Consider the following 23,759-nt stretch of genomic DNA (forward strand, 5'->3'; position numbering starts at 1 on the left):
CATGAGCCATCAGCAGCCGCCGCCGCAGCCCGGCCCCTATGGGGGCCAGCCAGGGCCGTACGGCGCCGGTCAGCCTCCCGTGCCCAATCCGTACGCGCAGCAGCCTGGTCCCTACGGACAGCCGCCGCAGCCGCCCCAGCAGGGCTACGGCTACCCCGGGCAGCCGCAGGGCCGGCCAGGCCCGTATGGACAGCCCGCGAACCCTTACGGTCAGCCGCCGCAGCCGCCGCAACCCGGCCCCGCGCCCCAGCAGGGCCCGGGCTACTACGGCGGGCCCCAGACGCCGCCGTCCCCGGGGCCGGCGGCCGGTGGCAACGGTAAGGGCAGGAAGGTGGGTCTCGCGGTCGGCGCGGTGGTGGTCGTGGCGGCGCTGGGGGCGGGGGCGTTCGCGCTGTTCGGCGGCGGCAGCGGCGGCCCGTACAAGCTGACCACGCCCGACACCGTGGCCTCGGACTACGAGCGCCAGGGCTCGGGCACGGACGACAGCGATCTGTCCGCGGCGGGCCGGAAGGACCTCCAGCAGGTGCCGGTCGTCAAGGACCCGCATCTGGTGGCGGCCGACTACCAGACCTCCGGTAAGGAGATGCTGAAGTTCACCGGCGTCTGGGGCGATGTGACCGACCCGGAGCGGGGCGCGGACCTCGCGCTGGCGGTCATCGTCAAGACGCTGCAGGACAACGGCACCGCGCAGGCCAAGGGCAGCCCCCAGACGTTCTCCCCGGACGGTTTCGACGGGGACGTCCTGAAGTGCCAGTCCATGAAGTTCACCTCGAATCAGGGATCCATGGAGGCCCCCGCGTGCGTCTGGGGCGACAAGGACACCCTGGGCGTCACGGTCATGGCGGATCCGGCGGCCGCGGTGCTCGGTGGTGGCATGTCCCTTGAGGACGCCGCCGGCATCACGGCCAAGGTGCGCAAGGACGCGCGCGTCGAGATCGACGGCTAGCCCGCGGCCGACGCAGAGCAACACAACAGCACGTTTTCTAACGAGGGATACAGATGAGCTACAACCAGCCGGGCCCTTACGGCCAGCAGCCCCAACAGCCGGGTCCCTACGGGCAGGGTGGAGCGGCCGGCCAGCCCGGCTACGGCTACCCGCAGCAGCCGGGTCAGCCGGGTCCCTACGGCCAGCCGCAGCAGCCGCCCCAGCAGGGCTACGGCTACCCCGGGCAGCCGCAGGGCCAGCCGGGCCCCTACGGCCAGCAGCCGAACCCGTACGCCCAGCAGCAGCCGTACGGCCAGCCGGGCATGCCGGGGCCGTACCAGCCGGGCCCGGGCCAGGGCGGCGGCAACAAGAAGGGCCTGGCGATCGCGATCGGCGCGGTGGTCGTGGTGGCCGCGGTCGTCGGCGGTGTCCTGATGTTCAAGGGCGGGGACGACAGTGGTGGCGGCGGTAAGGTCGCCGACGACGGCAAGCGGTACAAGCTCACCACCCCCGCGACGGTGGCCGGCGACTACACCAAGAGCTCCTCCGGCGGGGGCGGGCTCACCTCCTCGGACGCGGACGACTTCGAGAAGTTCGGCGTCACCAACCCCAAGACCGAGAGCGCGGAGTACAAGTCCGGCGAGGGCATGAGCGCCAAGCAACTGCAGCTCAACGGCGTCTGGGGCGAGGTGAAGGACCCCGAGGCGGTCGTCGACGGCGCCTTCTCGAAGATCGCGCAAGAGGCCGAGAAGGACCCCTCCACCAGTGGCGGGATGAAGGCCGAGCTCGTGGGCAGCCCGGAGACCGTGACGCCCAGCGGCTTCGAGAACGCCGTGATGAAGTGCCAGAACACCAAGTTCACCCCGACCGGGGACTCCGGCTCCAGCGGCATACCCACCAAGGGCTTCTCGATCCCGATCTGCATGTGGGGCGACAACAGCACGGTGGCTTACGTGGTCGTCTCCGACGCGGCCGCGGCGCTGTCCGGCAAGAGCATGTCGCTCGACGAGGCCGGTGAGATCACCGCGAAGGTCCGCAACGACGCGCGCGTGGAGATCAAGTAGCGCGTGGAGATCAAGTAGTCGAGCGGGCCGCGCAGTTCACAGGCCACAGCCGATCCGGAGGGGGACCCCCACAGCCATGAGCCACAACCAGCCACCGCCGCCGGGGCCCTACGGCGGCGGACCCGGCCCGTACGGGGGCGCCCAGCCCAATCCGTACGGCGGGGGGCAGCAGCAGCCCGCGGAGCCCAACCCGTACGCGCAGTCGCCGGGGTACGGCTATCCGCAGGCGCAGCCCCCGCAGGGCTACGGCTACCCGCAGCAGGCGGGTCCCTACGGCCAGCCGCCCTATCCCGCGCCGCCCGCGGCCGGCGGGGGCGGCGGGGGCGGCAACCGCACCAAGATCATCGCGGTGACGGTGGCCGGGCTCGTGGTGGTGGGCGCGATCGTCACCGGCGCCGTGGTGCTGTCCAGCGGTGACGACGGCCCGAAGGCGATGAAGCTGGTCACCCCCAAGACGCTCGCCGACGACACCTACACGCTGGACAAGGGCACGGACGACCTCGACAACGAGGGCACCAGCGTGCAGGGCAGCATGCCCGAGGGCGCGACCTCGGTCCTGGCCCAGTACAAACGGTCGGACGACGACAATTCGGGGCTCGCCTTCTCCGGTATGTACGGCGACATCAGCGACCCGGACACGGTCCGCGACGAGATGTTCAAGGGTTTCGCGGGCGGCGACGGCTCCCCCACGGTGGAGCGGAAGCGCAAGCGGTTCCAGCCGAAGGGCGCTGACGGCCCGTCGGTGGAGTGCGAGGTGGTCAAGCTCTACGACCGGATCTACGCCCCGGCCTGCGTCTGGGCCGAGGAGACGGACGCGGCGATGGTGCTCGACGTCAACGCGGAGAACACCTCGGTGTCCGACGCCGACATGGAGTCCTTCGCCAAGGTGACCGCGGGCATCTACCAGGACACCCGCAAGCCCGCCTGAACCACCTGTGAAGCGGCCACAGGGCGCGTACGACACGAAGAGGGCCCCGGGAGACCGGGGCCCTCTTCGTACGCTCTCAGCGGGGCGGCTACGCGTGCGGGTGCGGCTACGCGCTCTTCTCGTGCCGCTCGCCCGGCTCGGTGCCGCGGGTGCGGGGCACCAGCGTGGGGTTCACATTGGAGTGCACGACGTCCTCGGTGATGACGACGCGGGCCACGTCCTTGCGGGAGGGCACCTCGTACATCGCCGACATCAGCACCTCCTCGATGATCGCGCGCAGGCCCCGGGCCCCAGTGCCGCGCAGGATCGCCTGGTCGGCGATGGCCTCCAGGGCCGGGCGGTCGAAGTCCAGCTCCACCCCGTCGAGTTCGAACAGCCGCTGGTACTGCTTCACCAGGGCGTTCCGCGGCTCGACGAGGATCTGCAGCAGCGCCTCGCGGTCGAGGTTGTGGACGGAGGTGATGACCGGGAGACGGCCGATGAATTCCGGGATCATTCCGAACTTCACCAGATCCTCGGGCATGACCTCCTGGAACTGGTCGCTCGCCTCGATCTCGCGCTTGGAGCGGATCGTGGCGCCGAATCCGATGCCCTTGGCGCCCGCCCGCGCTTCGATGATCTTCTCCAGACCGGCGAAGGCGCCGCCCACGATGAACAGCACATTCGTGGTGTCGATCTGGATGAACTCCTGGTGCGGGTGTTTCCGGCCGCCCTGCGGCGGCACCGACGCCGTGGTCCCTTCCAGGATCTTCAGCAGCGCCTGCTGAACGCCCTCGCCTGATACATCGCGGGTGATCGAGGGGTTCTCGCTCTTGCGGGCCACCTTGTCGATCTCGTCGATGTAGATGATGCCCGTCTCGGCCTTCTTGACGTCGTAGTCAGCGGCCTGGATCAGCTTGAGGAGGATGTTCTCCACGTCCTCGCCGACATAGCCCGCCTCGGTGAGCGCGGTGGCGTCGGCGATGGCGAAGGGCACGTTGAGCATCCGGGCGAGGGTCTGCGCGAGCAGGGTCTTGCCGGAGCCGGTGGGGCCGAGCAGCAGGATGTTGGACTTGGCCAACTCGATGCCGTCGTCGCGGCTGTGGCCGCCGTTCTCGCCCGCCTGGACCCGCTTGTAGTGGTTGTAGACGGCGACCGAGAGGGCCTTCTTGGCGGCCTCCTGGCCGACCACATAGCCCTCGAGGAATTCATAGATCTCGCGCGGCTTGGGGAGTTCCTCCCAGCGCACTTCGGAGGTCTCGGCGAGCTCCTCCTCGATGATCTCGTTGCAGAGATCGATGCATTCATCGCAGATGTACACGCCCGGGCCCGCGATGAGCTTCTTCACCTGCTTCTGGCTCTTCCCGCAGAACGAGCACTTGAGCAGGTCGCCGCCGTCACCGATGCGTGCCACGAGGTGCTTCCCCTTCGCCTTGGATCCGCTTTGCTCCGCGGAACCGGGTGCTTGCGCTGCGCTTTCTGCTTCTTTCCCGTGGGCCGGGGCCCTCAGCCCTCTACGACGGTACCTTGCCGGGCCCCCGGTTCGGGCCCCCCTTGGACCTACTCGGTCCAAGGGGGGTGTTTCCACCGAAGATTCAGCCGAGACCGACCGAGGTCTTACGGGTGGAGACGATCTGGTCGACAAGACCGTACGACAGGGATTCCTCGGCCGTGAGGATCTTGTCCCGCTCGATGTCGTCGCGGATCTTCTCGATGGGCGTCGTGGAGTGCTTGGCCAGCATCTCCTCGAGCTGCGAGCGCATCCGCAGGATCTCGTTGGCCGCGATCTCCAGGTCGGAGACCTGACCGCGCCCGGTCTCACTGTACGGCTGGTGGATCAGGATCCGGGCATTGGGCAGGGCCATCCGCTTGCCCGGCGTACCGGCGGCGAGCAGCACGGCCGCGGCGGACGCCGCCTGGCCCATGCACACCGTCTGGATATCGGGCTTGACGAACTGCATCGTGTCGTAGATGGCGGTCAGCGCGGTGAACGAGCCGCCGGGAGAGTTGATGTAGACCGAAATGTCGCGGTCCGGGTCCATCGACTCCAGGCACAGCAGCTGCGCCATGACGTCGTTGGCCGAGGCGTCGTCGATCTGGACGCCCAGGAAGATCACGCGCTCTTCGAAGAGCTTGGCGTACGGGTCGTACTCGCGGATGCCCTGGGAGGTGCGCTCGACGAAGCGCGGAACGACATAGCGGGATTCGGCCATCGGGCCGGTGTACAGGCCGCTGCCGGGGAAGTTGCTCATCTGGGTCTTCACCATCCTGTGGCGATCTGGGGGCTGGAGGTCGGCTACGGGACGGCGGGCCTCAGGCCCCGGTGCCGCCCCCGCCCGGAACGCTGGAGGCGGACGTCATGACGTCGTCGACCAGGCCGTACGCCTTGGCCTCGTCGGCGGAGAACCAGCGGTCGCGGTCGGAGTCACGGACGATCTGCTCAACCGTCTGGCCGGTGTGGAAGGCGGTCAGCTCGGCCATGCGCTTCTTGGTGTGCAGCAGTCGCTCGGCGTGGATCTTGATGTCCGAGGCGGAACCCGCCAGACCCGCGGAGGGCTGGTGGATCAGGATCTCGGCGTTGGGGAGCGCGAAGCGCTTGCCCGGGGTGCCCGCGCTCAGCAGGAACTGGCCCATCGAGGCGGCGAGGCCCATGGCGATGGTGACCACGTCGTTCTGGATGTACTGCATGGTGTCGTAGATCGCCATGCCCGCCGAGATCGAGCCGCCCGGGGAGTTGATGTAGAGGTAAATGTCCTTTTCCGGATCGGCGGCGAGCAGGAGCAGCTGAGCCGTGATCTTGTTGGCGATGTCGTCGTCGACCGGCTGGCCGAGGAAGATGATCCGCTCGCCGAGCAGCCGGTTGTAGACCTGGTCGCCGAGGCCACCGACGGTCGGCTCGCCGGCGGCGGAAGGCATCGTATTCGTCACGTATCCACCTGCTCGTCTCTGACGGCTGACTGGCCGTCTCAGCGTCTTCTTCTGGGGTGTGGGGGCCTGGCCGCCAATGTGGCCGGCGGGTTCGCGAGACTCCCCTGCCCTCGTATCTACGGACCCTAACGCGCTGGTCGGCGGGCGCCATCCCGCATCAGGAACTGTTCGCTCTGAGCGCATGTCCCGGCGCCGGACCGGCGTCGCGGAACACGAACGGGCCCGGACGCGTGCAGACGTTCGGGCCCGTTCGTACGGGCTGTGGAGCGGACCGGGATCAGCTCTCGGCCTTGTCCTGCTTCTCCTCGGCCTCCGCGGGCGCCTCGGCGGCCTCGGCCTCGGCCGCGGCGGGCTCCTCGGCGGTCTCGGAGGTGGCCTCGACCGTCTCGCCGGTCTCGTCCTCCTCGTCGTCCAGGTCCACGGTCTCGCCCTTGTCGTCGACGACCTTGGCGGCCTCGACCACCACGGCCAGCGCCTTGCCGCGGGCGACCTCGCCGACGAGCATCGGCACCTGGCCGCCCTCGACGACGGCCTGGGCGAACTGGTCCGGGCTCATACCGGAGGACTGCGCACGGCGCATGAGGTGCTCGGTGAGCTCCTCCTGGCCGACGGACAGCTGCTCCTTGTTGACCAGCTCGTCGAGGACGAACTGGGTGCGGATGCCCTTCTCGGCCTGCTCCTTGAGCTCGGCGTCGAACTCCTCGGCGGTCTTGTCCTGCATCTGCAGGTACGACTCGAGGTTGAGGCCCATCTGGCCGAGCTGGTGGTGCTCGAGGTTGTGCTTACGGGTGTTGATCTCGTCCTGGAGGAGCTTCTCCGGGATCGGCACCTCGACCAGCTCCAGCAGGGCGTCCAGCACCTTCTCCTGGGCCTGGGTGGCCTGCTCGAACTTCTTCGACCGCTCCAGGCGCTTACGGCTGTCGCCGCGCAGCTCCTCGAGGGTGTCGAACTCGCTGGCCAGCTGGGCGAAGTCGTCGTCGAGCTCGGGCAGCTCACGGGCCTTGACCTCGGAGACCTTGACCGAGACCTCGGCCTCCTTGCCCTGGGCGGAGCCGCCCTTGAGCTCGGAGGTGAAGGTGGCCTCGCCACCCGCCTCCAGGCCGGTCACGGCCTCGTCGATGCCGTCCAGCAGCTCGCCCGAGCCGATGGTGTAGGTGACGCCGGTGGCGACACCGTCCTCCAGGACCTCGCCGTCGACCTTGGCCTCGAGGTCGATCACGACGATGTCGCCCTCGGCGGCGGCGCGCTCCACCGGGCTGGTGGTGGCGAAGCGCTCCCGCAGCTGCTCGACGGACTTGTCGATGTCCTCGTCCGAGACCTCGACGGAGTCGACGGTGACCTCGATGCCGGAGTAGTCCGGGATCTCGATCGCCGGGCGGATGTCCACCTCGGCGGTGAAGGTCAGCAGCTCGTTGTCCTTGAGCTCGGTGATGTCGACCTCGGGCTGGCCAAGCGGGTTCAGCTCACCCTCGTTGACCGCGTCGGTGTAGAACTTCGGGAGCGCCTCGTTGACGGCCTCCTCCAGCACGGCGCCACGACCGAACCGCTGGTCGATGATGCGGGCCGGGATCTTGCCCTTGCGGAACCCAGGCACCGTGACCTGCTGGTTGATCTTCTTGTACGCCGCGTCGAGGCTGGGCTTGAGCTCCTCGAAGGGCACCTCGACAGTGAGCCGAACCCGGGTCGGGTTCAGGTTCTCCACGGCGCTCTTCACGGTTCGGTCTCCTTGGGGGCTGACGTGTGGTGTTCAGCTGCGGTGCGCTGTCGCGTCGCAGCGGATTCGCGTCCGGTTAAAAAGACACAGACACGCAGCTTGCATAGTAACCGCAAGCATGACGGGCCCCACAACGCGATCTTGACGCCTGTGGATGGTCGGGGTGGCCGGATTCGAACCGACGACCTTCCGCTCCCAAAGCGGACGCGCTACCAAGCTGCGCCACACCCCGTCGGTGCGACACGTAGGGTACATGCCCGCGGACGCCCCGGCTGCCGGTTATTCGACTGGTGGGCAAGGGTGTGCGGGGAACGGTCGGGAACCGCTACGATGCATGCCGTGCCGCGAACCGGGTGATCATGCCTGGGCGGAGGTGTCCGGGAGACCGGTGCATCCGTGTACGCGGCGCGTGCGGGCGTAGCTCAATGGTAGAGCCCCAGTCTTCCAAACTGGCTACGCGGGTTCGATTCCCGTCGCCCGCTCCACTGCTTTCGGCCCGGCCCGGGGAGTTCCCCGGGCCGGGCCGTTCGCTTTTGCGCACACTCGCACGCGTCCGGGCACCCGCTCCCCGGGACATGGGGGCGGGTGACTGCGGGAGTCGATACCAGGGGTCGGCGATCAGGGGTTGATGTCGGCGATGGCCTCGGCGGCCGAGTCGAGGAACTTCTGGATGTCCGGCGCGACATTGGACGAGGCGAGCAGGAACCCGAAGAGGATCGCGACCAGGGCCGGCCCCCACTTGACCCGGCCATTGCGGATCATGAACACCAGGATGATGCCCACCAGCAGTACCAATGACAGGGAAATGGCCACAACATCCCACCCTCGGTCGCACACGTCTCACAGGCCCCGGAAGCACGCGACCCCGCACACCCCCGCAGCCACCATCGTGCCATCAACTCCCGCCGCTCAGCAGTGGGGTGGAGCGATAAACGGTCACATGTGCACACGACACCCCCCGCTCCGGTACCCGTCCGGTAACCGTTCATTCAAAGGGTTACGGGTGATGCTCCCCACAACTCCGCGAGCCGCCCGACCGGTGAATTCCGATCACCCCGGATGACCTCAGGCAGGAATTCGGAATTCACTCGGCGGTCACTCGACAGGGTGACAAAACATCAATGAATCAGACATTCCGCCAGAGCCTCCCGCGGGGCATATGCCCCAATTAAGCGGGATGAAAGCCATCAGAACGGACAGCCTCTGCCCGGATATCGAATGATCGCATCGCTTTGTCGACTCCTCGGTCGACTTACCGGGAGCGACTATCGGCCGCGATGCGGAGACTATGAACGGAAAGCAAACTGAACGAGGTTTTACGCAATACAGGTTTCGGCGCTATCGTGCCTCAGATGTTTCACGCTGCCATGACTCCCCCACGCGCAGTGAGGTCCCGGGTACTCTCCCCCAGTTCCTGGTGGGAGGGCCTGTGACCAACTCCCTGCGCCCGCACGGTTATCAGCGGACCCCGCTCCCCCAGGAGGCGGCGCCCACTCCCCCCTCACCGCGGGCCGACGAACCAGGGCAGCAGGCGACCACCCCGCCAGCCGCCTCCCCCGCCGGGCAGAAGCCCAAACAGCGGGACGCGTTCTTCGACAACGCGAAGTACCTCGCGATCGTGCTGGTCGCGATGGCCCACTCCTGGGAGCCGCTCACCGACAGCAGCCGCACCGCGGAAGCGCTGTACATGGTCGTCTACACCTTCCACATGCCGGCCTTCATCGTGATCTCCGGCTACTTCTCGCGCAGCTTCGACATGCGGCCGGACCGGCTCAAGCGCCTGATCACCGGCATCGCGGTGCCCTATGTGATCTTCGAGGTCGCGTACACGCTGTTCAAGCGCTGGGCGGACGACGATCCGACGTACGACTTCAGCCTGCTGGACCCCTGGTACCTCACCTGGTTCCTGGTCGCGCTGTTCGTATGGCGGCTGACCACTCCGATCTGGAAGCTGGTGCGCTGGCCGATCCCGCTCGCGCTCGCCGTCGCCACGCTCGCGGCGGTCTCGCCCGACATCGGCGACGACCTGGACATGCAGCGGCTGCTGCAGTTCCTGCCGTTCTTCATCCTCGGCCTGTGCATGAAGCCCGAGCACTTCCAGATGATCCGCCGCCGCTCGGTGCGGATCGCGTCGGTGCCGATCTTCGCGTGTGCTCTCCTGTTCGCCTACTGGGCGGCGCCGCGGATGAGCTCGGCGTGGTTCTACCACCGCGACAGCGTCCAGGAGCTGGGTGCGCCGCCGTGGACCGGCCCGGTGATGACGCTCGCCCTCTTCGGCTGCTCGGTCGTGCTCGTCAGCTGCTTCTTCGCCTGGGTGCCGCGGCGCCATATGTGGTTCACGGTGCTGGGCGCCGGGACGCTGTACGGCTATCTGCTGCACGGCTTCCTCGCCAAGGGCTCCCGGTTCTGGGGCTGGTACGACAAGTACGAGTGGCTGCACAAGCCGCTGGGAGAGATCGCGGTCACGATCATCGCCGCCACCGTGGTCACCGTGCTGTGCACGCCTCCCGTTCAGCGCGCATTCCGCTTCGCCATGGAGCCGAAGATGGCCTGGGCCTTCCGTAAGGACCCCGCCGAACAGGCCCGCAGCCGTACGACGACGGCGGCCTAGCGCGCCAACGGCCGCCACGACGCGAAGGGCTGGACCGCGGATCCCCACGGGCCAGCCCTTTCTCGGCTCTTCCACGGCTCAACGCTTACGGCTCACGGCTTCGGCGTCGTGCGGCGCAGCGCCGCACGGGCCGGGAGCGCCGTCGCCGCCAGGCCCAGCACCACGGCCGTGCCCGCGAAGCCCGCGTAGGTGAGCGGCGGGACGTACGGGTCCTCGCCGGTCAGGCCGCTCATCATCGGCACGAGCGTGACCAGGGCGATCGCGGTGCCCAGGCCGATGCCCGCCGTGGCCACCAGCAGCGCCTCCCAGCGCACCATCCCGAGCACCTGCCGCCGGGTGGTGCCGATCAGCCGCAGCATGCCCAGCTCACGGCGGCGGTCCAGCACGGTCATCACCAGGGTGTTGACGGCGGCGACGGCCGCGAAGCCGCCGGGGACGCCCGCCATGACGGTGTTGGCCCAGGCGTTCGGCTTCCGCTCCTCGTCCTGGGCCGCCGCATAGCCGTCCCGGTCGGTGATGTCCTCGCCGAGCCGCCGGCCGAGCGCCGCGGCGACGGCCTTACGGTCGGCGCCTTCGGCGTCCCGCACCAGCACATCGCTGTCGAACGCCGACGTCACATGGCCGGACAGCGCCGTACGGGGCAGGGTGAGCTCGGCGATCCCCAGCCCGCGCCCGTAGATCGCGACCACGGTGGGCGAGATCGTCGTGCCGTCCGGGAGGTGGAGGGCGAGCCGGTGGCCGATCCGGGCATGGGCCGCCTTCGCCAGCAGCCCGTCCACGGCCACCCGGCCCGGCCCCCCAGGGCGTCCAGGCGCCCCTTACGGACGTCCAGGTCCTGTACGGCCGCCAGGTCGCGGCCGCTCCCGGAGACGCCCTGCGCCGACGCGGTCCGCAGCCAGCGGCCGTCGCCCGAGCCCACCGGGACCAGCACCCCGGTGCGCAGCAGCCCCACGGACGCGGCCACGCCCCGTACGGAAGCGGCGCGGGCCGCCGTACCGGACGGCAGCCCCTCCGGAGCGGAGATCACCTGGTCGGCGACGATGCCCGCCCGCCGCTGGCGGGCGCCCGTGTGGTCCTCACTGGTGTGCATGAAGACGAGGGTCGAGGCGAAGGCCATGGCCAGCACGATCGAGGTGATCGCCGAGGCCAGGCGGCGGGCATTGGCCCGGCTGTTGGCCGAGGCCAGATGGGCCGGCGCCGGTCCGGCGCGCAGCGGCGGCCCGATCAGCCAGGCGCACAGGCGGGCGATGACCGGGCCGAGCAGGGCCACGGCGAGCATGAAGAGCATCACGACCCCAAGGGCGGCGTTGGCCGCGTCGTCGCCGGAGGCCGAGGCGGCGACACCGGTCCCAGCCGCTCCACGGCCGCCTCGCCGAGCGCCCGCCCCGGCGGGATCCGCGCCGGGCGGCGGGCGGCCATGAGGCCCGCCAGGAGCGAGGTGAAGAAGCCCGCGCCGACGGCGACGAGGAGCGGAATCCAGGAGATCGAGAGCTCCACGGGCCCCGGGACGGCGCCCTTCTCCTTGAGCTGCCCGACCCACCAGCGGGCGAGCGCCCATCCGGGCAGCAGGCCGACCGCGCCCGCGAGCGGGGCGACCAGCAGCGCCTCGGCCGCGACCGAGCGGCGGATCTGACGTGGAGTGGCGCCGATCGCCCGCAGCAGGGCCATCTCGCGGCCGCGCTGGCCCACGGAGAGGGCGACGGTGCCCGCGATGGCCACCCTCCCCCAGCCTTCGGCCGGGAGGTGCCCCCTGCTGCTGCCCACCCGAGAGCTCGCCGGGCCGCCGCCTGGCCTGGTCCCCCAGGCCGACCTGGGCGAGCACCTCATGGGCCCGGTGGCGGTTGGGTCGGGCGCCCGCGAGCCGCATGGGGAGCAGCACGTTCTGCTCGACGGTCAGGGAGGGGAGGAGGTTGAAGGACTGGAAGACGAAGCCGAGGCGGGCGCGGCGCAACGCGGTGAGCTTGTTCTCACTCATTCCGGTGATTTCGGTGCCACCCAGTTTGACGGTCCCTGCGGTCGGCCGGTCGAGCCCGGCGGCGCACTGAAGGAATGTCGATTTGCCGCAGCCGGAGGGGCCCATGACGGCGGTGAAGCTGCCGTGCGGAAGGGCCAGGTCGATGCCGCGCAGAGCGTGGACGGCGATGCGGCCCCGGCCGTAGCGGCGCTGGACACCGTGGAGTTCGATGGCATGGGCGTGGTGCGGGGCCGGTGCCGCCGCTGTCTGTCGCCGCTTGCGCAGCCCCATGGTGGTGACCCTTCCGAGGAGTTCGCCCGATTCCCCTCGAACGTACGGATCACGGCCCCTCGGCAGCCATGACGGCCACCGGCTAACCCCCGCCGGGCGGGCCGATCGGGCCGTAAGGCGCCGCGGGGCAGTCCGGTGCGGCCGTAAGGCGGCCGTACCGGCTGCGGAGAGGCGTCCCTACCGGCGGTCGCGAGGCGCCTCTGCCGACGACCGCGAGTCGCCCTTACTGACGGCAGATCAGCAGCAGGGCGCGGTCGTCGTTGACGTCCTTCGCGACCGTCTCGATCAGGTGCCAGGCCGCGCCGTGGAAGCCGGAGCCGACATAGCGGTCCGCCTCGCCGGTGAGGCGGTCGATGCCCTCGCTGATGTCCCGGTCGGCGGTCTCCACGAGGCCGTCGGTGAAGAGCATCAGGACGTCGCCGGGCCGCAGCGTGCCCTTGGTGGGGTCGAATTGGGCGCCGTCGTAGACGCCCAGCAGCGGGCCGTCGGCGGACTTCTCCTCCCACTTGCCGGTGCCCGCGCTCAGCTGGAGCGCGGGCAGATGTCCGGCGGAGAAGAGCTCGAAGTCGCCGCTGTCGAGGTCGAGGACGAGATGGATGGAGGTCGCGAAGCCCTCGTCCCAGTCCTGGCGCAGGAGATAGCCGTTGGCGGCCGGGAGGAAGCCATGCGGCGGCAGGGAGCCGAGGAGGCCGCCGAAGGCGCCGGAGAGCAGCAGGGCGCGCGAGGCGGCGTCCATGCCCTTGCCGGAGACGTCGGTGAGGACGACCTCGAGAGTGCGGCCGCCGCCGGTGCGGGCGGCCACGACGAAGTCACCGGAGAAGGACTGCCCACCGGCCGGGCGCAGCGCCATCTCGCGGTGCCAGCCGCGCGGCAGGTTGGGCAGCTTGCTCTGGACGCGGATGCGCTCGCGCAGGTCGAAGAGCATGGTGCCGCCGCGCCGCCAGGGCACCCCGACGCGGCTGCGGAACTGGGCGATCAGCAGGCCGAAGAAGCCGACGGCGGCGACGACCAGGATGGTGCCGGGGGTGACCCGGGAGGAGGCGTCCTCCTCGGTGTACGGGCCGAGCACGGCGGACTCCACGATCAGGGCCGTGGCGGCCGCCGCGTACAGGGCGAGCAGGCTGGCGGGGCGCAGCAGCAGCCCGCCCGCGACGATGGGCAGGACGAGGGCGGACGGGGAGCACCAGTCGGGCTGGGCGATGGTGCCTCCGGCGATGGCGGGGACGCCGAGGAGCAGCGCGGTCAGGGCGAGCCGGTCGGAGCCCTCACCGCGGAAGTAGTCCACTCCGGCTTTGCGCACGCCTGTGCGAGCCCGGTGCAGAACTCTGCGCATCCGGGCCCACGGAGTGTCCACGCCGCCAGTCATTGCATCGGGACCCTACCCACCCGTTCGGACGCGCGTCGATTCGTGGCGCGTTGAACCACCCAGCCAGGGGGGCAATCGTAAGCGAAATTCGTTCGCGTGTACGGGAAACGGCTGCTAGGGATGGGAATATGAGGACTGAGCTGCGCGTGCTCGACCCATCGATTTGGGATGATTGGTACGGAAAACTGCTACTCGCATTCGGCGGAGTTCCCGAAGCGCCCGAGGAATCCACGCTCTGGCGGGAGTTGACCGAATGCGAGCGCTCGATCGGCGCCTGGGACGGCGCCGACATCGTGGGCACGGCGGGGCTGTTCAGCTTCCGGCTGTCGGTCCCGGGCGGCGGGATCGTCCCGGCGGCCGGGGTCACGATGGTGAGCGTGCAGGCCACGCACCGGCGGCGCGGGGTGCTCCGGGCCATGATGCGGCGCCAGTTGGAGGACATCCGCGCGGCGGGCGATGAGCCGCTGGCCGTTCTGACCGCGTCGGAACCGGATATCTACGGACGGTTCGGCTATGGCGCGGCCACGCAGACCGCCTACGCCGAGATCGACACCACCCGGGTGCGGCTGACCGCCCCCGAGGGCGTGGACGACGTACGGCTGCGTGCCGTGCCCCTGGAGTCCGCCGTCGAGGCGTGCGAGGCCGTCTACGCCCGGCAGGTGCGCACCCGGCCGGGCATGCTGGAGCGGATCCCCGGCTGGGAGCGGGTGCCACTGCTGGACCCGCCGGGCGACCGCGAGGGGGCGTCCCCGCTGCGCTGTGTGCTGGCCGAGTCGGGCGGCGAGGTCAGCGGCTACGCGCGGTTCGCGGTCAAGCCCGAGTGGGATCTGGCCGGGCCGAAGGGCACGGTCGTCCTGCGCGACCTGGAGGCCCTGGACCCGGCGTCCTACGCGGCGCTGTGGCGCTTCCTCTTCGACCTCGACCTGACCTCGGTGATCCGGACCGGCCCCCGCCCGGTGGACGATCCCTGGCAGCTCCTGGTCTCGGACATCCGGCGGTGCGCCGTAAGGCTGCGCGACTCGCTGTTCGTCCGCCTGGTGGACGTGGGGGCCGCGCTCGAGGCGCGGACGTACACCACGCCCGTGGAGACCGTCCTGGAGGTCACGGACCCCTTCTGCCCCTGGAACGAGGGGCGCTGGCGGTTGAGCGGCGACGCCAAGGGCGCCTCCTGCGAGCGCACGGACGACGCTCCCGATCTCCGGATGGGCGCGCGGGAGCTGGGAGCGGCGTATCTCGGTGGCATCTCCCTGACCGCGCTGGCGGGTGCGGGGCGTGTCCAGGAGGCCCGTCAGGGCGCCCTTACGGAGGCCACGACCGCGTTCGCGACCCCGGTCGCCCCGTGGCTGCCCCACGGCTTCTGACGGCTTCGGGGCGGCGGGCGGCCCCTTCGGGGGGACCGTAAAAGGCCCGGTGGCCGCCTTAAGACGGCCACCTCAGGGCCGTCGGCGCCTTACGGCCGCTGGCAGTCAGGGCACCAGAAGAGATTGCGGGCGGCGAGATCGGCGGTGCGGATCTCGCCACCACAGATGTGGCAGGGCTGTCCGGCGCGCCGGTAGACATAGACCTCGCCGCCGTGGTCGTCCACGCGCGGCGGGCGGCCCATCGCCTCGGGGGTGTGCTCGGGGCGGACCGTATCGATCCGGTTGTTCCGCACCCCCTCGCGCATCAGCGCCACCAGGTCGGCCCATATCGCGTCCCATTGGTCGCGGGTCAGCGCACGGCCGGGCCGGTAGGGGTCGATCCCGTGCCGGAAGAGCACTTCGGCTCGGTAGACGTTCCCGACCCCGGAGATCACCTTCTGGTCCATGAGCAGCGCGGCCACGCTGACCCGGCTGCGGGAGATCCGGGCCCAGGCCCGCTCGCCGTCGTCCGCCGGGCGCAGTGGATCGGGGCCCAGCCGGTCGTGGATCACCTGCTTCTCCCCGTCGGTGATCAGGGCGCAGGCGGTCGGGCCGCGCAGATCCGCGTACCCCTCGGGATTCGCCAGCCGCAGCCGGACGGTGTCGGTGGGCGGCGGGGCGGGGGCCGGGCCGAAGGCGTACGTACCGAAGAGTCCCAGGTGGACATGGACCCAGCCGGTGGCCGCGAAGTCCAGGAAGAGGTGCTTGCCGTGCGCCTCGGCGTGGCGCAGCGGCTGGCCGTCGATCAGCCCGGCGCCGTCGGCGAACTTTCCCTGTGGGCTGGTGGCCCGGACGGGCCGGCCGCCGAAGGTCTCGAGGTGATCGGCGGCCAGCCGGTGGATGGTGTGCCCTTCGGGCATCAGTCGCCTTGCGGATGGTGGGCCGGGATGGGCGGCAGCTCGCCGGTGGTCTCGTAACCCGTGAGCATCTCGATACGGCGGGTGTGCCGCTCCTCGCCCGAGTACGGGGTGTTCAGGAAAATCTCGACAAACTTGGTGGCTTCGTCCTGGGTGTGCATCCGGGCGCCGACGCTGATCACATTGGCGTTGTTGTGCTCACGGCCGAGGGCCGCGGTCTCCTCGCTCCAGGCCAGCGCCGCGCGCACCCCCTTGACCTTGTTCGCCGCGATCTGCTCACCATTGCCGGATCCGCCGATGACGATGCCGAGGCTCCGCGGGTCGGCGGCGGTCCGCTCCGCGGCGCGCAGGCAGAACGGCGGGTAGTCGTCCTGGGCGTCGTAGATGTGCGGGCCGCAGTCGACGGGCTCGTGGCCGGCCGCCTTGAGCCACTCCACGAGGTGGTTCTTGAGTTCGAAACCGGCATGGTCGGAGCCGAGGTACACGCGCATGTGCCGAGTGTGTCATGGCCGTGTGGCCTTCGCCGCTCAGGGTAGGCATCGCAGAAATCCCTGTAATGCCAAAGAACCTCATGAAAACCTCAAGTAACAATCTGGATTCAAAGGTTCAACTGGCCGACCTCCTGAGATTCACTGGCGTCGCTCGTAACGCGAGAGCAAAGGAATCGAGCACATGAGCGCACAACCTGCGACCACGCCGGAGCAGCAGCGGGCCCCCGGCGACCCGGGCTCGCCCGACGGCCTCAAGGCGGGACTCAAGAACCGCCATCTTTCGATGATCGCGATCGGCGGCGTGATCGGCGCCGGCCTCTTCGTCGGCTCCAGTGCGGGTATCGCCAAGGCCGGCCCCGGCATTCTCATCTCGTATGCGCTGGTCGGCCTCATGGTCGTCTTCGTCATGCGGATGCTCGGCGAGATGTCCGCCGCCAACCCCACCTCCGGCTCCTTCTCCGCCTACGCCGACCGGGCGCTCGGCCGCTGGGCCGGTTTCTCCATCGGCTGGCTGTACTGGTTCTTCTGGGTCGTGGTGCTGGCGGTCGAAGCCACCGCCGGCGCCAAGATCCTGGAGGGCTGGTGGCCGGCCGTCCCGCAGTGGGGCTGGGCGCTGATCGTGATGGTGGTGCTCACCGCGACCAACCTGGTCTCGGTCGGCTCCTACGGTGAGTTCGAGTTCTGGTTCGCCGGGATCAAGGTCGTGGCGATCGCCGCGTTCATCGTGGTCGGCGGGCTCGCGGTGTTCGGGCTGCTGCCGCATTCGGACAACGAGGGCGCGGGCCTGGCCCACCTCACCGACCACGGCGGCTTCCTGCCGAACGGGCCGGGCGCCATTCTCACCGGTGTGCTGCTGGTGGTCTTCTCCTTCATGGGCAGCGAGATCGTCACCCTCGCGGCCGGTGAGTCCGAGGACCCGCAGCGGGCGGTCACCAAGGCCACCAACAGCGTGATCTGGCGTATCGCGGTCTTCTACCTGGGCTCGATCTTCGTCGTGGTCACCCTGCTCCCCTGGGACTCCAAGGCGATCGCCGACAAGGGCAGCTATGTCGCGGCGCTCGACTCGGTCGGCATACCGCACGCCGGCGACATCATGAACGTGATCGTGCTGACCGCCGTGCTCTCGTGTCTGAACTCCGGCCTCTACACCGCCTCCCGCATGGCCTTCTCGCTCGGCCAGCGCGGCGACGCCCCGGCCGCCTTCGCCCGCACCAACTCCCGAGGCGTCCCGCAGGCCGCGATCCTCGGCTCGGTCGTCTTCGGCTTCGTCGCGGTGTGGTTCAACTACCAGTGGCCGGACACCGTCTTCACCTTCCTGCTGAACTCCTCGGGTGCGGTCGCGCTCTTCGTCTGGCTGGTGATCTGCTTCAGCCAGCTGCGGATGCGCGGGATGATCCTGCGCGACAACCCCGAGAAGCTGATCGTCCGGATGTGGCTCTTCCCGTACCTGACCTGGGCGACGATCGCGATGATCTCGTTCGTCCTGGTCTACATGCTCACCGACAAGGACGGGCGCGAACAGGTGATCCTCTCCGCGCTGGTGGCCGTACTCGTGGTGGCCCTCGCCCTGGTCAAGGACCGCCTCACCGCGGGCCGCGGCACCGCCCCGGCCGCCTCCTCGGACCCCGCCACGAAGGAGCGGGCGACCCCGTAGGAACGCGCTCCGCTGATTCTGATTCGCCTGTGCCCCTGGGTGGCGGCCGATGTGTCGCCGCCCGGGGGCGCGGCCGTGTCGGTGGGCGTATCGGGCCCACAGGGCTCAGACGACGCGCGGAAGGACTCGCTCCGCGAAGCGCCGGACCGCGTCCAGCACCCCCATCCCCCGGTGCCCGACCCCGGGCACGATGTCGAGGGTGACGTCGATGCCCAGCTCGGTGTAGTTGTCCCGGAGCGCGGTGAGGCGCTCCACGCGGGTGCGCCCGACGGCGTCGGCGCCGTCCATCCAGTTGGAGTCACCGGGGTTGTTGATCTCCCAGGTCTCGGTGTCCTCCGCCCCGACCACCATGTGCACCGGCACCTTACGGATGTCCTCCAGCCGCAGCGGGGCCCCGAAGCGCTGCTCGAACCCCTTCGTGCCCAGCCACCACTCGCGGTCCGGGTCGATCAGCGTGACCCGGCCGGGCGCGCCGATGGACACTCCGCTGAGCCGGTCGGGGTGCAGGTACAGGAAGCGGTGCGCGAACTGCCCGCCGCCCGAGAAGCCCTGGAGCAGAAAGCGCTCGGTGTCGATGTGGAACCGCTCCCCCGCCTCGGCCACGATCGCGAGCAGCTGCTCGTCGTAGCGGATGCCGCGGTACTCGATGAACTTGAAGTTGTGCAGGTCCTCCGGGTCGTCGATGCCCGCCGGGAACATCGGGGTGAGCACGACACAGCCGTGCCGCTCGGAGAACTCGGCCATCGCGTCCCGGTACTGGGACGCGGTGCGCCCGGTGCCGTGCTGGATCACCATGAGCGGCAGCGGGGTGTCGGTGGTCTCGTGGACGGACGGGATGTGCAGGCCGTACGAGAACCGCTGGTCGTGCCGGGAGGCGAACCAGGTGGTGGAGCCGGTGCGGTAGAACGCCTTGGTGGTCTTGACGCGGGGGGTGGTCACGTATCGCTTCCTTCTGCCGTCGCGGGTGCCGCCACGATCCGCAACGGTCGGCGCACGCTCAAGATGATTGCCACCTGAGCGTCAATACCTCCGTCGATACTTCCGTCGATACTTCCGTCAGTGCTTTCTCATCGGTGCAGCGCGGAGAGCAGGTCGACGCCGAGATTGCGCACCGCGGCCTCGTCCAGCTGGTAGTGCACCCGCGCCCCCTCCCGGTGGGTGTGCACCATTCCGGCCTCCCGCAGCTTGCGCAGATGCCGCGACATCTGCGGCGGCGTCATCTCGAACTGGGTGGCCAGCTCCGTCGTCGTCATCGACTGCCGCAGCAGCGCCCGGCACATCCGGATGCGCAGCGGCTCGTCCAGCGCCCGCAGCCCGCGCATCACCACGTCCAGGGCGGTCGGCTCCGCACCCGCCGCGTCGCGCACCGGGTACTGCACCACGACCGGGTGGCCGGGGTAGTGCTTGATCGCGAGATGCGGGTTGATGTGCAGCGACGGCACCAGCAGACAGGGGCTGTCGGCGAGGCTGGCCCGCGCGTTGTAGAGCTTGTCGAAGACCACCCGGGGCGGGTCCTGCTCCATGCGGGCGGTGGGGAATCCGGCCAGCACCGCCGCCCCGTAGCGGGAGTGTTCATGGGAGCGGACCCGGGCGTCGGCCTCCAGGGTGGGGCGCAGCCGCGTCCACTCCGCCTCGAAGACCTCCTCGGCCACGGCGGACAGGAAGGCGAGGAGGCCGTCGCGGAATCCGGAGGGATCGGCCAGCAGCCGCAGCCCCAGGGCGAACCGGCGCTCGGAGAGCTGCCGCAGCCGGGCCAGGAAGCGCTCCGGCGCGCGGCCGGCGCGCCGGGACCCGGGGCCCAGGCCGTGGCTGGAGCCCGGGCCGTGTCCGGACCCCGGGCCGTGGCCGTTCTTGCCGACGAGCGCCTGCTCGGTCATGGTCGTGAACGTCTCCTCGTCCAGCCGCGCGACCTCCGCCAGCTCCTCCTCCAGCTCGCGCTCCGGGCCCGGGGTGAGGGGAAGCAGATAGCGGGCGCGGAAGGCGCCCCACAGCGGCGCCCACCCGCCGGCCCGCTCCAGCAGCCGCTCGTCCGCGCCTTGCAGGACCGCGCCCACCCAGCGCCTGCTGGCCGGATGGTGGCGTGGCCCGTCCAGCGCGTGCAGACAGGCGCACAGCTCGGCGAGCGGGGACAGACGGGTGCTGATGCGGTGCTCCGGGGCGGACCCCAGTTCGATCACGACTGGCATCCGGGCAGCGTCGGCCATTGATGCCTTCGAGTCAATCGTCTTGTACGGGCCACTGGGGGAGGCGCAAGCTCCAGCCCACTTCGGCTTCCCCTCCCTCGCCTGGAGCGTCCCCAATGCCTCCTCTCCTCAGGAACGGCCCTCGTCTGCCAGTGGTGGTCGCCCTCGTGGCCACGGTGAGCAGTGCGTGCACCATCGGTTCGCTGGACGACTCGGGCGCCGTCGCCGACTATCCGTCCCGGGGTCTTTCGATCCTCGCTCCCGGGAGCGTCGGCGGCGGCTGGGACTCGCGGGCGCGCGGCATCGGTTCCGCGCTCACCAGCTGCAAGATCATCGACGAGGACGTCACGGTCACCAACGCCCCCGGCGCGGGCGGCACCATCGGGCTCGCCCGGATGGCGGGGCGGAAAGGCGATCCGTACCAGCTGATGACCATGGACACGGTGACCATGATCGGCGGCGCCATCCAGAACCACTCCCCCGTGAAGCTGTCCGAGCTCACCCCCGTTGCGGGGCTCACGGTGAGCACCTCCGCGATCGTGGTGCCCGCCCGCTCCCCCTTCCACGACCTGCGCTCGGTGCTGGCCGCCATGCGGAAGGACCCCAAGCGGACGTCCTGGGTGGGCGGTTCACTGGGCGGCCCGGACCACATCACGGTGGCCGGGCTCGCCAAGGCCGAGGGCATCCCGGCGCGCAAGGTCACGTATGTGCCCACCGGTGGCGGCGGGGAGGTGCTCAACCTGCTGCTGAGCGGGGCCTCGAAGGTCGGCCTCTCCACACTGACGGAGGTCCGGCCGCAGATCGAGGCCGGGAAGCTGCGGGTCCTCGCGGTCAGCGGCGACAAGGCTCCCGAGGGCATCGACGCTCCAACCCTCGGCGCACTCGGCTACGGGGACGAGTCCGTGGTGAGCGTCGGCGGGGTGATGGCCCCGCCCGGGCTGAGCGACAACGAACAGCGGGCGATCGTAAGGGTGGTGGACCGGATGCGCCGGACTTCGTGCTGGAAGCGGGCGTTGCGGCAGAACGACTGGAAGGACGTGTGGGTGCCGGGGAAGAAGTACGGCGCCCTGATCGACAAGCAGCAGCGCCAGGTCGGCCAGGCACTCACGTCCGTGGGGCTCAGCTCATGAGCGCGCACGACGAGGCGGTGAGCGCCCGGGACGAGGCGGTGAGCGCGCACGACGAGGCGGCGCACCCGGCGCAGGACGCCGCGACGAACCCGGCGGAGGGCAGCGCGGCGAACCCGGCAGAGGGCAGCGCGGCGAAACCGGCAGAGGGCAGCGCGGCGAAACCGGCAGAGGGCAGCGCGGCGAAACCGGCAGAGGGCAGCGCGGCGAACGATGCCGCTGACAGCACGGCCCCGCCCGACGAGCGGCCCTGGAGCCCGCGGATAGCCGCGCTGCTCTTCCTCGCGGCGGGTGTGGCCGTGCTGGGCTGGGCCTTCGCCATCCCCGAGGGGGCCATCGACCAGGACGTGGGCCCCCGGGCGTTCCCCCTGCTGGTCGGCGTGGGGCTGTGCGTCGCGGCTTCGGTCGCCGTCGTCCAGGCGTTCCGCGGCAGCGACCCGGCGCTGACCGAGCAGGCGCGCGAGGAGGCCCGGCTGACCGAGTGGCGTCCGGTGGCGGCCCTGCTCGCGCTGCTGGTCTGCTATCTGTTCGCGCTCGCCCCCTGCGGCTACTGGCAGTCGACCGCCGTGCTCTTCGCCCTGGTCGCGCGGGTGCTCGGCAGCCGCCGGATACTCCGTGACGCCCTGATCGGCCTGGTGCTCGCGCTGGCCGTGTACTTCCTCTTCGACCGTCTGCTGGGCATCCATCTGCCGCCCGGCATCGTCCGATTGGCGTTCTGACCATGGATGTCCTCAACGACCTCATGGGCGGTTTCGGCAGCGCGTTCAGCCCCCTGCACCTGCTGCTGGCGTTCGCGGGCTGCACGCTCGGCTCGCTGGTCGGCGTGCTGCCCGGCCTGGGCCCCGCCACCACGGTGGCGCTGCTGCTCCCGCTCACCTTCGTCTTCGACCCCACCGGCGCTCTGGTGCTCTTCGCGGGCATCTACTACGGCGGGATGTACGGCGGCTCCACCACGGCCATCCTGCTGAACGTGCCCGGCGAGACGGCATCCGTCCCCACCACCCTGGAGGGCCATCCGATGGCCCGCTCCGGGCGCGCCGGGGCCGCGCTCGCCACGGCCGCCATCGGCTCGTTCGTGGCGGGCACGATCTCCACCGTCGGGATCACCTTCGCGGGCCCGGCCATGGCGCAGATCGCCGAGAAGATCCAGCCCGCGGAGTACTTCGCGGTGATGGTCCTCGCCTTCGCCACGGTCACCGCGGTCGTGGCCGACGCCCCGGCGCGCGGGCTGTGCAGCCTCTTCCTGGGCCTGGCCATCGGGCTCGTCGGCATCGACAGCCTCACCGGCCAGGCGCGCTACACCTTCGGGGTGCCGGAGCTGTACGACGGCGTCCAGATCGTGGCCGTCGCCGTCGGCCTCTTCGCCATCGGGGAGGCGCTCTACACCGCGGCCCGGATGCGACGGGCGCCCGAGGAGCAGATGCTCCCGGTGGGCGGCAGGATCGGGATGAGCCCGGAGGACTGGCGGCGGTCCTGGAAGCCGTGGCTGCGGGGTTCGGCGATCGGGCTGCCGATCGGCGCCCTGCCCGCGGGCGGCGCGGAGATCCCCACATTTCTGAGCTACAACGTGGAGAAGCGGCTGTCCCGGCACAAGAAGGAGTTCGGCAAGGGCGCCATCGAGGGTGTGGCCGGCCCCGAGGCCGCCAACAACGCCGCGTTCTCCGGGGTGCTGATGCCCCTGCTGACGCTGGGCATCCCCACCTCGGCGACGGCCGGTGTGCTGCTGATCGCGTTCCAGATGTACAACGTGCAGCCCGGCCCGCAGCTGTTCGAGACCCAGTCGGCGCTGGTCTGGACGCTGATCGCCAGCCTCTACATCGGCAATGTGATGCTGCTGGTGCTCAACCTGCCGCTGATTCCGCTGTGGGTGAAGCTCCTCCGGCTGCCCCGCCCCCTGCTCACCGCGGGCATCCTGGTCTTCGCCGCCCTGGGGGTGTACGCCCTCTCCCAGAACGCGGTCGACCTCGGCATCGCGGTGCTCTTCGGCCTCCTGGGCTTCGGCATGCGCCGTACCGGCTATCCCGTCGCCCCACTGATCCTGGGCGCCGTACTGGGCCCGATGGCGGAAACCCAGTTCCGCCGCGCGATGGCCTTCAGCGAGGGCGATTGGACGATCTTCTTCACCCGTCCGCTCTCCGCGGCGATCCTGTGCCTGTCCCTGATCGCCCTGGCCGGCCCGATGGCCGCCCGCGCACTACGCCGCACGCGAGCCCGCGAGCCGAAACCGGCGGGCTGACCCCCGCAAGCTCCCGCCGGGCCCCCGCGCGAGCCATCCGCGCGGGGGCCT

At 70.2% G+C, this 23,759-nt stretch carries 19 protein-coding genes, 2 tRNA genes and 2 pseudogenes; 10 read left to right on the top strand and 13 right to left on the bottom strand.

The window, feature by feature from the left end; genetic code table 11:
- Position 1 precedes the first annotated feature (1 nt).
- The 3 genes from GWI24_RS01220 (at position 2) to GWI24_RS01230 (ending at position 2,917) form a co-directional block, all read left to right on the top strand.
- The gene (locus tag GWI24_RS01220; protein WP_210944010.1) at positions 2-946 is read left to right on the top strand and encodes a hypothetical protein; all 945 of its coding nucleotides are present in this window, start codon (positions 2-4) and stop codon (positions 944-946) included.
- A 53-nt stretch (positions 947-999) separates the two neighbouring features.
- Positions 1,000-1,989, top strand: a complete 990-nt coding sequence (locus tag GWI24_RS01225) for a hypothetical protein (RefSeq protein WP_210944012.1) — start codon at positions 1,000-1,002, stop codon at positions 1,987-1,989.
- Positions 1,990-2,065: 76 nt separating this feature from the next.
- Positions 2,066-2,917 (top strand): hypothetical protein, encoded by an 852-nt coding sequence (locus tag GWI24_RS01230; protein ID WP_210944014.1) that lies wholly within the window; start codon positions 2,066-2,068, stop codon positions 2,915-2,917.
- A gap of 106 nt (positions 2,918-3,023) precedes the next feature.
- On the opposite strand, the gene clpX is transcribed toward GWI24_RS01230, so the two are convergent.
- The 5 genes from clpX to GWI24_RS01255 form a co-directional block, all read right to left on the bottom strand.
- Positions 3,024-4,310 (bottom strand): ATP-dependent Clp protease ATP-binding subunit ClpX, encoded by a 1,287-nt coding sequence (clpX, locus tag GWI24_RS01235; protein WP_210944016.1) that lies wholly within the window; start codon positions 4,308-4,310, stop codon positions 3,024-3,026.
- Between the two features lie 181 nt (positions 4,311-4,491).
- The gene (locus GWI24_RS01240; protein ID WP_059145703.1) at positions 4,492-5,148 is read right to left on the bottom strand and encodes an ATP-dependent Clp protease proteolytic subunit; all 657 of its coding nucleotides are present in this window, start codon (positions 5,146-5,148) and stop codon (positions 4,492-4,494) included.
- A gap of 61 nt (positions 5,149-5,209) precedes the next feature.
- Positions 5,210-5,812 carry an ATP-dependent Clp protease proteolytic subunit gene (locus GWI24_RS01245; protein ID WP_198548849.1) on the bottom strand — a complete coding sequence of 201 codons (603 nt, stop codon included), beginning with the start codon at positions 5,810-5,812 and terminating at the stop codon, positions 5,210-5,212.
- Between the two features lie 289 nt (positions 5,813-6,101).
- The gene (gene tig / locus GWI24_RS01250) at positions 6,102-7,538 is read right to left on the bottom strand and encodes a trigger factor (RefSeq protein ID WP_210944017.1); all 1,437 of its coding nucleotides are present in this window, start codon (positions 7,536-7,538) and stop codon (positions 6,102-6,104) included.
- Between the two features lie 155 nt (positions 7,539-7,693).
- Positions 7,694-7,770 (bottom strand) — tRNA-Pro (locus GWI24_RS01255).
- A gap of 179 nt (positions 7,771-7,949) precedes the next feature.
- On the opposite strand from GWI24_RS01255, the gene GWI24_RS01260 reads away from it, so the two are divergent.
- Positions 7,950-8,023 (top strand) — tRNA-Gly (locus GWI24_RS01260).
- A 133-nt stretch (positions 8,024-8,156) separates the two neighbouring features.
- On the opposite strand, the gene GWI24_RS01265 is transcribed toward GWI24_RS01260, so the two are convergent.
- Positions 8,157-8,351, bottom strand: a complete 195-nt coding sequence (locus GWI24_RS01265) for a hypothetical protein (protein WP_037945927.1) — start codon at positions 8,349-8,351, stop codon at positions 8,157-8,159.
- A gap of 616 nt (positions 8,352-8,967) precedes the next feature.
- On the opposite strand from GWI24_RS01265, the gene GWI24_RS01270 reads away from it, so the two are divergent.
- On the top strand, positions 8,968-10,149 hold the full coding sequence (locus tag GWI24_RS01270) for an acyltransferase family protein (RefSeq protein WP_210944018.1): 1,182 nt from the start codon (positions 8,968-8,970) through the stop codon (positions 10,147-10,149).
- A 92-nt stretch (positions 10,150-10,241) separates the two neighbouring features.
- Here the strand turns inward: GWI24_RS01270 and GWI24_RS01275 are convergent.
- The 3 genes and pseudogenes from GWI24_RS01275 to GWI24_RS01290 all read right to left on the bottom strand — a co-directional run.
- Positions 10,242-11,859, bottom strand: a pseudogene (locus GWI24_RS01275) (FtsX-like permease family protein); the annotation flags it as partial.
- A gap of 16 nt (positions 11,860-11,875) precedes the next feature.
- A pseudogene (locus tag GWI24_RS01285) lies at positions 11,876-12,394 on the bottom strand (ABC transporter ATP-binding protein); the annotation flags it as partial.
- A 223-nt stretch (positions 12,395-12,617) separates the two neighbouring features.
- On the bottom strand, positions 12,618-13,760 hold the full coding sequence (locus tag GWI24_RS01290; protein WP_044575252.1) for a PP2C family protein-serine/threonine phosphatase: 1,143 nt from the start codon (positions 13,758-13,760) through the stop codon (positions 12,618-12,620).
- A 128-nt stretch (positions 13,761-13,888) separates the two neighbouring features.
- Between GWI24_RS01290 and GWI24_RS01295 the strand changes: the two genes are divergently transcribed.
- Positions 13,889-15,121, top strand: coding sequence for a GNAT family N-acetyltransferase (locus GWI24_RS01295; protein WP_210944019.1), 1,233 nt, complete (start codon positions 13,889-13,891; stop codon positions 15,119-15,121).
- Between the two features lie 89 nt (positions 15,122-15,210).
- Here the strand turns inward: GWI24_RS01295 and GWI24_RS01300 are convergent, their stop codons facing one another.
- Complete coding sequence (locus tag GWI24_RS01300; RefSeq protein WP_210944020.1) at positions 15,211-16,020, bottom strand: Fpg/Nei family DNA glycosylase; 810 nt, start codon at positions 16,018-16,020, stop codon at positions 15,211-15,213.
- Positions 16,020-16,508: a ribose-5-phosphate isomerase gene (locus GWI24_RS01305; RefSeq protein ID WP_201849549.1), complete on the bottom strand. Its 489-nt coding sequence runs from the start codon at positions 16,506-16,508 to the stop codon at positions 16,020-16,022. Before GWI24_RS01305 ends, GWI24_RS01300 begins: the two co-directional genes overlap by 1 nt.
- Positions 16,509-16,689: 181 nt before the next feature.
- Between GWI24_RS01305 and GWI24_RS01310 the strand changes: the two genes are divergently transcribed.
- Positions 16,690-18,162 carry an amino acid permease gene (locus tag GWI24_RS01310; RefSeq protein WP_210944021.1) on the top strand — a complete coding sequence of 491 codons (1,473 nt, stop codon included), beginning with the start codon at positions 16,690-16,692 and terminating at the stop codon, positions 18,160-18,162.
- 105 nt (positions 18,163-18,267) lie between these two features.
- Here GWI24_RS01310 and GWI24_RS01315 read toward each other — a convergent pair whose 3' ends face one another.
- Positions 18,268-19,101, bottom strand: a complete 834-nt coding sequence (locus GWI24_RS01315) for an alpha/beta hydrolase (RefSeq protein ID WP_210944022.1) — start codon at positions 19,099-19,101, stop codon at positions 18,268-18,270.
- Positions 19,102-19,229: 128 nt separating this feature from the next.
- The gene (locus tag GWI24_RS01320; protein WP_210944023.1) at positions 19,230-20,348 is read right to left on the bottom strand and encodes a DUF5937 family protein; all 1,119 of its coding nucleotides are present in this window, start codon (positions 20,346-20,348) and stop codon (positions 19,230-19,232) included.
- A 152-nt stretch (positions 20,349-20,500) separates the two neighbouring features.
- On the opposite strand from GWI24_RS01320, the gene GWI24_RS01325 reads away from it, so the two are divergent.
- From GWI24_RS01325 to GWI24_RS01335, 3 genes are read left to right on the top strand one after another with little or no spacing between them, the layout of a single operon-like run.
- On the top strand, positions 20,501-21,475 hold the full coding sequence (locus tag GWI24_RS01325; protein ID WP_308343305.1) for a tripartite tricarboxylate transporter substrate binding protein: 975 nt from the start codon (positions 20,501-20,503) through the stop codon (positions 21,473-21,475).
- A complete protein-coding gene (locus GWI24_RS01330; RefSeq protein WP_247615702.1) occupies positions 21,472-22,191 on the top strand; it encodes a tripartite tricarboxylate transporter TctB family protein in 720 nt (239 codons plus the stop codon). The genes GWI24_RS01325 and GWI24_RS01330 overlap by 4 nt, the downstream gene beginning before the upstream one ends.
- Positions 22,192-22,193: 2 nt before the next feature.
- The gene (locus tag GWI24_RS01335; protein ID WP_210944025.1) at positions 22,194-23,708 is read left to right on the top strand and encodes a tripartite tricarboxylate transporter permease; all 1,515 of its coding nucleotides are present in this window, start codon (positions 22,194-22,196) and stop codon (positions 23,706-23,708) included.
- Positions 23,709-23,759 lie beyond the last annotated feature (51 nt).

Origin of the sequence: Streptomyces sp. MK37H (assembly GCF_018035285.1) — a bacterium.
In the GTDB taxonomy this organism is placed as follows: domain Bacteria; phylum Actinomycetota; class Actinomycetes; order Streptomycetales; family Streptomycetaceae; genus Streptomyces; species Streptomyces endocoffeicus.

Excerpts from the sequence above, each read along its gene's own strand:
- GWI24_RS01220 (WP_210944010.1), top strand. The coding sequence starts at position 2 with ATGAGCCATCAGCAGCCGCCGCCGCAGCCCGGCCCCTATGGGGGCCAG.
- GWI24_RS01225 (WP_210944012.1), top strand. The coding sequence starts at position 1,000 with ATGAGCTACAACCAGCCGGGCCCTTACGGCCAGCAGCCCCAACAGCCG.
- GWI24_RS01230 (WP_210944014.1), top strand. The coding sequence starts at position 2,066 with ATGAGCCACAACCAGCCACCGCCGCCGGGGCCCTACGGCGGCGGACCC.
- GWI24_RS01240 (WP_059145703.1), bottom strand. The coding sequence starts at position 5,148 with ATGAGCAACTTCCCCGGCAGCGGCCTGTACACCGGCCCGATGGCCGAA.
- GWI24_RS01245 (WP_198548849.1), bottom strand. The coding sequence starts at position 5,812 with ATGCCTTCCGCCGCCGGCGAGCCGACCGTCGGTGGCCTCGGCGACCAG.
- GWI24_RS01290 (WP_044575252.1), bottom strand. The coding sequence starts at position 13,760 with ATGACTGGCGGCGTGGACACTCCGTGGGCCCGGATGCGCAGAGTTCTG.
- GWI24_RS01295 (WP_210944019.1), top strand. The coding sequence starts at position 13,889 with ATGAGGACTGAGCTGCGCGTGCTCGACCCATCGATTTGGGATGATTGG.
- GWI24_RS01300 (WP_210944020.1), bottom strand. The coding sequence starts at position 16,020 with ATGCCCGAAGGGCACACCATCCACCGGCTGGCCGCCGATCACCTCGAG.
- GWI24_RS01305 (WP_201849549.1), bottom strand. The coding sequence starts at position 16,508 with ATGCGCGTGTACCTCGGCTCCGACCATGCCGGTTTCGAACTCAAGAAC.
- GWI24_RS01310 (WP_210944021.1), top strand. The coding sequence starts at position 16,690 with ATGAGCGCACAACCTGCGACCACGCCGGAGCAGCAGCGGGCCCCCGGC.
- GWI24_RS01320 (WP_210944023.1), bottom strand. The coding sequence starts at position 20,348 with ATGCCAGTCGTGATCGAACTGGGGTCCGCCCCGGAGCACCGCATCAGC.
- GWI24_RS01330 (WP_247615702.1), top strand. The coding sequence starts at position 21,472 with ATGAGCGCGCACGACGAGGCGGTGAGCGCCCGGGACGAGGCGGTGAGC.
- GWI24_RS01335 (WP_210944025.1), top strand. The coding sequence starts at position 22,194 with ATGGATGTCCTCAACGACCTCATGGGCGGTTTCGGCAGCGCGTTCAGC.